This window comes from Phenylobacterium sp. (assembly GCF_036402295.1).
Taxonomy (GTDB): domain Bacteria; phylum Pseudomonadota; class Alphaproteobacteria; order Caulobacterales; family Caulobacteraceae; genus Phenylobacterium.
This window is the reverse complement of the sequence record NZ_DASWTE010000107.1, coordinates 1-6,093: the sequence shown is the minus strand read 5'-3', so window position 1 is coordinate 6,093 and position 6,093 is coordinate 1. Positions and strand designations below refer to the sequence as shown.

Sequence of the window (6,093 nt, the reverse complement as noted above, 5' to 3'; positions counted from 1 at the left end):
GACGATGTTGTCGTTCTTCAGGCAGTTGGCCGAACGCACCGACAGCTCCAGCTCGTCCACCTTCTTCAGCAGGGCCGGGTTGAAGGGCAGGTCGGGCTTGCCGTCCGCGGCTTCCACGGCCTTCTTGGGCTCGTCGAAGGTGATGAAGATCTGCAGCTGGTCCTGGAGGATGCGGGCGGCATAGGCCACCGCGTCCACCGGGCTGACCGCGCCGTTGGTTTCCAGGTCCATGATCAGCTTGTCGTAGTCGAGGCTCTGGCCCTGGCGGGTGGGCTCGACGCGATAGGCGACGCGCTTGACCGGGGAATAGAGCGCGTCGACAGCGATCAGGCCGATCGGGGCGTCCTCGGGACGGTTCATCTCGGCGGCAACGTAACCCTTGCCGGTCTGGACCGTGAACTCCATGCGCACGTTGGCGCCCTCGTCCAGCGTGCAGAGCACGTGGTCGGGGTTGAGGATCTCGATGTCCGAGGGGGCCTCGATCTGGCCGGCGGTCACCGGGCCGGGGCCGGTGGCGCGGAGCGTCATGCGCTTCGGGCCCTCGGCGTGCATGCGCAGCGCCAGCTGCTTGATGTTGAGGACGATGTCGACAACGTCCTCACGCACGCCTTCCAGCGAGGAGAACTCGTGGACCACGCCGTCGATCTGCACCGCGGTCACCGCCGCGCCTTGCAGGGAGGAGAGAAGCACGCGGCGCAGGCTATTGCCCAGCGTCACGCCGAACCCGCGCTCGAGGGGCTCGGCCACCAGACGCGCCTTGCGGCTGGCGTCGGCGCCGGTCTCGATTTGCGGCTTCTCGGGACGGATAAGCTCGTTCCAGTTTCGTTCGATCACGGGTGTCCCTCGGAAACGCAGGATCGCCGGCCGTAATTCCACGGCCGGCGTCAGGGAATTTTAGCTCTTACGACTAGACGCGCCGGCGCTTGGGCGGGCGGCAGCCGTTGTGAGGAATGGGCGTCACATCCCGGATGGTGGTGATCGTCATACCCACCGCCTGCAGGGCGCGAAGCGCGGATTCACGACCCGAGCCGGGGCCCGAAACGTTGACTTCCAGCGTGCGCACGCCGTGTTCGGCGGCCTTACGGCCGGCGTCTTCCGCCGCCATCTGCGCGGCGTAGGGCGTCGACTTACGCGAACCCTTGAAGCCCATCAGGCCGGCGCTGGACCAGGAGATGGTGTTCCCCTGAGCGTCGGTGATGGTGACCATCGTGTTGTTGAACGAGGCGTTCACGTGCGCCACGCCCGAAGTGATGTTCTTACGCTCGCGTCGCTTAACGCGCGCCGGTTCCTTGGCCATCGACTAGCTCTCTTACTTCTTCTTGCCGGCGATCGGCTTGGCCGGGCCCTTGCGGGTGCGGGCGTTGGTATGCGTGCGCTGGCCGCGGACCGGGAGGCCCTTGCGGTGACGCAGGCCGCGGTAGCAGGCCAGGTCCATCAGGCGCTTGATGTTGACGGCGGTCTCGCGACGCAGGTCGCCCTCGACCATGTAGTCGCGGTCGATCGTCTCGCGGATCTGCAGGACTTCCTGGTCGGTCAGCTGGTTGACGCGCCGGGCGTCCTCGATGCCGACCTTGCTGACGATCTCGCGGGCCTTCGCCTCGCCGATGCCATGGATGTACTGCAGCGCGACGATCACGCGCTTGTTCGTAGGAATGTTGACGCCAGCGATACGGGCCACGTGAGGTGCTCTCCAAGATCACACGACAGAAGCGCGAATGGCGCCCCGACCCTCAACACCCATAGGCGTCGGCCGGCGCGTCCTTCGCGCTCTTTCGCGGAAGCGCTTCGTTATATGGATCGGCGGGTCCCCGTCAATGGCGGAAACGCGCAAATGTGAACGAAATGCTGCACGCGCAAGGGGATGAGCCTCACCCGCGCCGCATAGCTGGGGCCGCCGGCCCGGCCGGCGATGACGAAAGGAAAGCATGAGCGCGGCCATCGCGCAACGGACGCGCCGCCGCACCGTCGGGCAGCCCACGCTGGCGCCTGGTTTTGCCTAGCGCTTGGCGTCGAGCGCGGCATCGATGCCGCTCGCCACCGAGTCGATCGATCCCATGCCGTCGACTTCCACGAGCTTGCCCTGCCCCTGGTAATACGGCAGCAGCGGCGCGGTCTGGGCGTTGTAGGCGTTCAGGCGCACGACGAAGCTCTCGGGGTTGTCGTCCGGACGGCCCGACTCGGCGAAGCGGCCGGCGATGCGCTGCTTCAAGGCCTCGTCGTCCACCTTGAGACGCAGCACCAGGTCGATCTTGCGGCCTCGGCCCTTCAACATCTTGTCCAGGGCCTCGGCCTGCGGCAGCGTGCGGGGGAAGCCGTCGAAGATCGCCCCGCCCGCGGCCTCGGCCTCCGGCAGCCGGCTCTCGATCAGCTCGATGACGATCTCGTCCGAGACCAGGTCGCCGCGCTGCATGATGCCTTCGACCCGCTTGCCGAGCTCGGAGCCCGACGCGATGGCGGCGCGTAGCATGTCGCCCGTGGAAAGCTGGACCATGTTGCGGCCCTCGACCAGGCGCTTGGCCTGGGTCCCCTTCCCCGCCGCCGGCGGCCCGAACAGAATCAGGTTCATTCCAGTTGTCCCCTTCCGCGGCGCTCTTGTTGGCGCCGTCCCCTCAGGTCAGCCAAGGGCGACGGCTAGCGCCGGCCGCCCCGGAGCTTCGACTTCTTGATGAGGCCCTCGTACTGGTGGGCCAGCAGGTGCGACTGGATCTGGGCCACCGTGTCCATGGTGACGCTCACCACAATCAGCAGCGACGTGCCGCCCATGTAGAACTGGGTGCCGGTGAACCGCATCAGCCCCTCGGGCAGCAGACAGACGATCGCGATGTAGGCCGCGCCGATCACCGTCAGGCGCGTCAGCACGAAGTCCATGTACTCGGCCGTGCGCTTGCCGGGGCGGATGCCCGGCAGGAAGCCGCCGTACTTGCGCAGGTTCTCCGCCGTGTCCTCGGGATTGAACACGACCGAGGTGTAGAAGAAACAGAAGAAGACGATCAGCGCGCCGTACAGCAGCATGAACAGCGGCTGGCCGTGCTGCAACTGGCCCACGGCGAACGGCAGCCACTGCATCCATTCCGGCAGGTCGGCGGTGGCGAAGGTGGCCATGGCGGTCGCCGGCAGCAGCAGCAGCGAGGAGGCGAAGATCGGCGGGATCACGCCGGAGGTGTTGATCTTCAGCGGCAGGAATGAGGTGTCGCCGCCGAACATGCGGTTGCCCACCTGGCGCTTCGGATACTGCACCAGGAGCCGGCGCTGCGAGCGCTCCATGAAGACGATGGCGACGGTCACGCCCACGACCAGGAAGGCAATGAGCAGCAGCGTGGCCGTCGTCATGGCGCCGGTGCGGGTGAGCTCCAGGGCCTGGAACAGCTGCTGCGGCAGGGTCGCGACGATACCGGCGAAGATCAGCAGCGAGATGCCGTTGCCGACGCCGCGGCTGGTGATCTGTTCGCCCAGCCACATCAGGAACATGGTGCCGCCGGTCAGCGTCACGACGGTCGACAGGACGAAGAAGACCCCGGGGGTCTCCACCATGCCGGGCGTCTGCACCATGCCGGTGGCGATGAAGAACGATTGCACGATGGCGAGCGCCACCGTGAGGTAACGAGTGTACTGGTTGAGCGTCTTGCGCCCCGCCTCGCCGCCTTCCTTCCGCAGCTTCTCCCACGGCGGGTACACGGTGCCGAGCAGTTGAACGATGATCGATGCCGAGATGTACGGCATCACGTTCAGGGCGAAGATGGCCATCCGCTCGACGGCGCCGCCCGAGAACATGTTGAACATGCCCAGGATGCCCTGGGCCTGGCCCTGGAACGCCGCCTGGAAGGCGGCCGCGTCGATGCCCGGGATCGGGATGTAGGTGCCCAGGCGGTAGACGATCAGCGCCCAGAGCGTGAACCAGATGCGCTTGTGGAGCTCCGTCGCCTTGCGGAAGGCGTCGAAGTTCAGATTGGCGGCGAGCTGTTCAGCGGCCGAAGCCATACGGCAAATCCCCTGACTCGGTAGTCGTGCTCAGATAGGACGCGCCGGCCCCGATAGCGAGGCCGGCGTTGTCACAGTCCGGCTTAAGCCTCGGCGGCGGCCGCTTCCGGCTTCGTCGTGGTCAGGGTGCCACCGGCCTTCTCGACGGCCGCGCGGGCCGAAGCGGTGGCGGCGTACACGGTCAGGGTGAGCTTGGTCTTCAGCTCGCCCTCGCCCAGCAGCTTCACGCCGTCCTTGGCGCGGCGGATCACGCCGGCGGCCAGCAGGGCGTCGGCGTCGATGGCCTTCTTGGCGTCCAGCTTGCCGGCGGCGACCGCCTGCTCGATGCGCCACAGGTTCACCTCGGCGAAGTCCTTGCGGTTGCGCGAGTTGAAGCCGCGCTTGGGCATGCGCATGTGCAGCGGCATCTGGCCGCCTTCGAAGCCGGCGATGGCGACGCCCGAGCGCGCCTTCTGGCCCTTCACGCCGCGACCGGCGGTCTTGCCCTTGCCCGAGCCCGGGCCACGGCCGACGCGCATGCGGCCCTTGGTGGAGCCGTCACGCGGAGCGAGTTCGTTGAGTTTGGTCATCTGTGCCTCTCCTTGGAGATCTGGCGCCCGGCGGAGGCCGGACTCGGCGTTGGAAAACTGCGGCCCCGAAAGGCCGAAGGGGCCCCGAAGGGCCCCGGGGCGGCGGACTTAGTCCACCACCTCGACCAGGTGAGCCACCTTGGCGATCATCCCGCGCACCGAGGGGGTGTCCTCGAGCTCGGAGACGCGACCGACCTTGTTCAGGCCCAGGCCCGCGAGAGTCGCGCGCTGGTCCTTGGTCCGGCGGATCGGGCTGCCGGTCTGGCGAACTTTGACTTTGGCCATGAGCTTAACCTTCCGCATCCGCGGCGGGCGCAGCCGCCGAGGCGCCGTCGGCGCGGCGGCCGATCACGTCCGACACCTTCTTGCCGCGCTTGGCGGCAACCTGGCGAGGCGAGGACTGGGCCTTCAGCGCTTCGAACGTCGCGCGCACCATGTTGTAGGGGTTGGACGAGCCGACCGACTTGCCGACGACATCCTGGACACCCAGGGTTTCGAGCACCGCGCGCATCGGACCGCCGGCAATGACGCCGGTGCCGGGAGGCGCCGCGCGCACCATCACCTTGCCCGCGCCCCAACGGCCGTTGCCGTCGTGGTGCAGGGTGCGGCTCTCGCGCAGCGGCACGCGGATCATCGACTTCTTGGCTTCTTCGGTCGCCTTGCGGATGGCTTCCGGCACTTCACGCGCCTTGCCGTGACCGAAGCCCACGCGGCCCTTCTGGTCGCCGACGACCATCAGAGCGGCGAAGGAGAACCGGCGGCCGCCCTTCACGGTGGCGGCGACGCGGTTGATGTGCACCAGCTTCTCGACGATTTCGCTGTCGCGCTCTTCTTCGTTTGAGCGGTTGCGACGATCGCCGCGCTGTTCGTCTCTGCGAGCCATGATCGTTCCTTAGAAATTCAGGCCGGCTTCGCGCGCGGCGTCCGCCAGGGCCTTCACCCGGCCGTGGTACAGGTAGCCGCCACGGTCGAAGACGACGTTCTTGACGCCCTTTTCGATCGCGCGCTGGGCCACGAGGGCGCCGACCTTGGCGGCGGCGTCCTTGTCCGAACCCTTGGCCTTGGCCTTCTTCTCGCCTTCCAGCGAGGAGGCGGCCGCGAGCGTCACGCCGTTCTCATCATCGATGACCTGGGCGTAGATGTTCTTGGCCGAACGGAAGACCGACAGCCGCGGGCGGCCGTTCGCCACCTTGCGGAGGTGGGTGCGGACACGTTGCGCGCGGCGCGCGGTGGATTCGCGGGGAGAAAGGGCCATGGCTTACTTCTTCTTGCCTTCCTTGCGCCGGACCTTCTCGCCGGCATAGCGCACGCCCTTGCCCTTGTAGGGCTCCGGCGGACGGATGCGGCGGATCCGGGCGGCGATTTCGCCGACCATCTGCTTGTCGATGCCCGAGATCTTGATCTCGGTCTGCTTCGGCACGGCGAACGAGATGCCCGCCGGCGGCGGGATGTCGACGTCGTGGCTGAAGCCGAGCTGCATGGAGAGCGCCTGGCCCTTCATTGCCGCGCGGTAGCCGACGCCGACCAGCTCGAGGGTCTGCTCATA

10 protein-coding genes are annotated in these 6,093 nt (G+C 67.4%); all 10 read right to left on the bottom strand.

The features are described 5' to 3' along the window. Window positions 1–834 (bottom strand): DNA-directed RNA polymerase subunit alpha (locus VGD44_RS06810; RefSeq protein ID WP_331085207.1); only part of this gene is annotated, 834 nt, incomplete at its 3' end. A 73-nt stretch (window positions 835–907) separates the two neighbouring features. Then, entirely contained in the window at window positions 908–1,297 is a 390-nt protein-coding gene (rpsK, locus tag VGD44_RS06805; RefSeq protein WP_012521811.1) for a 30S ribosomal protein S11, read from the bottom strand. 12 nt (window positions 1,298–1,309) lie between these two features. After that, on the bottom strand, window positions 1,310–1,678 hold the full coding sequence (gene rpsM / locus VGD44_RS06800; protein WP_331085203.1) for a 30S ribosomal protein S13: 369 nt from the start codon (window positions 1,676–1,678) through the stop codon (window positions 1,310–1,312). A 318-nt stretch (window positions 1,679–1,996) separates the two neighbouring features. After that, the gene (locus VGD44_RS06795; RefSeq protein ID WP_331085201.1) at window positions 1,997–2,566 is read right to left on the bottom strand and encodes an adenylate kinase; all 570 of its coding nucleotides are present in this window, start codon (window positions 2,564–2,566) and stop codon (window positions 1,997–1,999) included. Window positions 2,567–2,631: 65 nt separating this feature from the next. Further along, window positions 2,632–3,978 carry a preprotein translocase subunit SecY gene (gene secY / locus VGD44_RS06790; RefSeq protein ID WP_331085199.1) on the bottom strand — a complete coding sequence of 449 codons (1,347 nt, stop codon included), beginning with the start codon at window positions 3,976–3,978 and terminating at the stop codon, window positions 2,632–2,634. Window positions 3,979–4,061: 83 nt separating this feature from the next. Further along, window positions 4,062–4,547, bottom strand: coding sequence for a 50S ribosomal protein L15 (gene rplO, locus VGD44_RS06785; protein ID WP_331085197.1), 486 nt, complete (start codon window positions 4,545–4,547; stop codon window positions 4,062–4,064). A gap of 108 nt (window positions 4,548–4,655) precedes the next feature. After that, window positions 4,656–4,832: a 50S ribosomal protein L30 gene (gene rpmD / locus VGD44_RS06780; RefSeq protein WP_331085195.1), complete on the bottom strand. Its 177-nt coding sequence runs from the start codon at window positions 4,830–4,832 to the stop codon at window positions 4,656–4,658. 4 nt (window positions 4,833–4,836) lie between these two features. Then, a complete protein-coding gene (rpsE, locus tag VGD44_RS06775; protein ID WP_331085193.1) occupies window positions 4,837–5,430 on the bottom strand; it encodes a 30S ribosomal protein S5 in 594 nt (197 codons plus the stop codon). Between the two features lie 9 nt (window positions 5,431–5,439). Next, on the bottom strand, window positions 5,440–5,802 hold the full coding sequence (gene rplR, locus VGD44_RS06770) for a 50S ribosomal protein L18 (protein WP_331085191.1): 363 nt from the start codon (window positions 5,800–5,802) through the stop codon (window positions 5,440–5,442). A gap of 3 nt (window positions 5,803–5,805) precedes the next feature. After that, window positions 5,806–6,093 (bottom strand): 50S ribosomal protein L6 (locus tag VGD44_RS06765; protein WP_331085189.1); only part of this gene is annotated, 288 nt, incomplete at its 5' end.

Bases quoted from the DNA above. Each gene is read 5' to 3' on its own strand.
- rpsK (WP_012521811.1), bottom strand. From the start codon at position 1,297: ATGGCCAAGGAACCGGCGCGCGTTAAGCGACGCGAGCGTAAGAACATC.
- VGD44_RS06795 (WP_331085201.1), bottom strand. From the start codon at position 2,566: ATGAACCTGATTCTGTTCGGGCCGCCGGCGGCGGGGAAGGGGACCCAG.
- secY (WP_331085199.1), bottom strand. From the start codon at position 3,978: ATGGCTTCGGCCGCTGAACAGCTCGCCGCCAATCTGAACTTCGACGCC.
- rplO (WP_331085197.1), bottom strand. From the start codon at position 4,547: ATGACCAAACTCAACGAACTCGCTCCGCGTGACGGCTCCACCAAGGGC.
- rpmD (WP_331085195.1), bottom strand. From the start codon at position 4,832: ATGGCCAAAGTCAAAGTTCGCCAGACCGGCAGCCCGATCCGCCGGACC.
- rpsE (WP_331085193.1), bottom strand. From the start codon at position 5,430: ATGGCTCGCAGAGACGAACAGCGCGGCGATCGTCGCAACCGCTCAAAC.
- rplR (WP_331085191.1), bottom strand. From the start codon at position 5,802: ATGGCCCTTTCTCCCCGCGAATCCACCGCGCGCCGCGCGCAACGTGTC.